Annotated in this window: 2 protein-coding genes; one reads left to right on the top strand and one right to left on the bottom strand. The window is 66.6% G+C overall.

Annotated elements, in window-relative coordinates; genetic code table 11:
* On the bottom strand, positions 1 to 520 hold a 520-nt coding region (locus RTN46_RS10545; protein ID WP_312181180.1), incomplete at its 3' end, for an isocitrate/isopropylmalate family dehydrogenase.
* Between the two features lie 220 nt (positions 521 to 740).
* Here RTN46_RS10545 and RTN46_RS10540 point away from each other — a divergent pair.
* The coding region (locus tag RTN46_RS10540; protein ID WP_312181178.1) for an SLC13 family permease at positions 741 to 1,487 on the top strand (747 nt) is incomplete at its 3' end.

Genomic DNA, 1,487 nt, shown 5'->3' with positions numbered 1-1,487 from the left:
TCCGTTCGCAGCCCGACTCCGTGAACAGCGCGGTCTGCACCGCGACTTCGCTGCCGGGTCCGCGGCCGGAGAGGTTCCTCCCGCCCAGTCCGGCGTACTCTCCCTCACTGTTTTCACGCACCACGATCCAGTCCAGCTCTGCCGTATCCGTGCGGCCAAGCGGCGACTGGATCCCGGGCAGGAACTTCACCGGACGGATGTTGGCCCACTGGTCGAAGTTCTGCGTGATGTTTAGCCGCAGCCCCCACAGGCTGGTGTGGTCCGGCACATTTTCCCACCCCACAGCACCGAAGTAGATCGCGTCCGTATCCCGCAGCATCTCCAGGCCCTTGGGGTTCATCATTACGCCGTGCTCGGCGTAGTAGGCGCTTCCCCAAGGGAAGGCGATCCAGTCCATGCTGAACTTCCCACCCGAGGCCCGGGCCATACTGTCCAGCACCTGCTGGCCCGCCGCCACGACCTCGGCACCAATCCCGTCACCGGGGATCACTGCTATCTGGAAGACCCGTTCCTGCTCCATCCGATTCCTCTTCTCCGCGTGCTCCGGGTTTTTGTTCCGTTCCTGCTCCGTTCTTGTACCGGTTCGGACCCTACCGGGACCCACGGAGAGCGGTACCCCAATCCGCTCCCCCCGAAGCCAATCCGCGCAGCCGCACTGGCCATCCAGCCCTACCTGGCGCTAGGTTGGGCCGACCGCGGCCTGAGCCGGTGCCGCCTCGGCCCCACGACGGAGGACGACGATGTCCCAGGATCTCTCCCCAGCACGTACCAGCGGTGACCAGCCCGGCCGGACCGACGTCGAAGCGGCACTGCTCGGCGGCCGCACGTTCCGGACCCTGAGCGAGCAGAGCCTCTCCCCGCGCGAGGAAAGGTTCGAACGGGCCCGCCAAACCACGGGGTTCTTCCTCGCTCCCGCCGTCACGATCATTTTCGCTCTGTGGCCGTCCGAGATGGATTCGACGCAGCAGCTGCTCGCAGCAATCCTGCTTGGCGTGATCGTGCTGTGGATCTGTGAGCCGGTGCCCATTCCGGTGGGCGGGCTGATCGGCGTCGCGGCCATCGTGATCCTCGGGGTTGCCCCGGCGTCGGCCGTATTGGCACCGTTCGGTTCCACGACCATTTTCACCTTTATCGGTGCGTTCATCCTGGCACAGGCGATGCTTAAACACGGGCTGGCGCAGCGGCTGGCCTTCGCCGTCCTCTCCATCCCCGGCGTCGGCCGGTCCACCTACCGGGTGATCGCGGCATTCGGCCTGATCACCTGCCTGCTCTCTGCTTTTGTCTCGAACACGGCCACGGTGGCGATGCTGCTGCCGACCGCGCTGGGCATTCTTGTGGTGATTGCCCGGCTGATGCAGGACCGCGGCGAAGTGCGCCCGGACTTCGACCCGCTGCGGCTGCGGGTCGGGGCGGCGCTGATGCTGATGCTGGCCTACGGTGCCAGCGTGGGCGGCCTGCTCACACCCGTGGGCTCGCCGCCGAACCTG

The organism is Arthrobacter sp. (assembly GCF_031988865.1).
Classification (GTDB): domain Bacteria; phylum Actinomycetota; class Actinomycetes; order Actinomycetales; family Micrococcaceae; genus Arthrobacter_B.
Note: the sequence above shows the minus strand (reverse complement) of the source record. Positions and strands in the feature narration are given on the sequence as shown.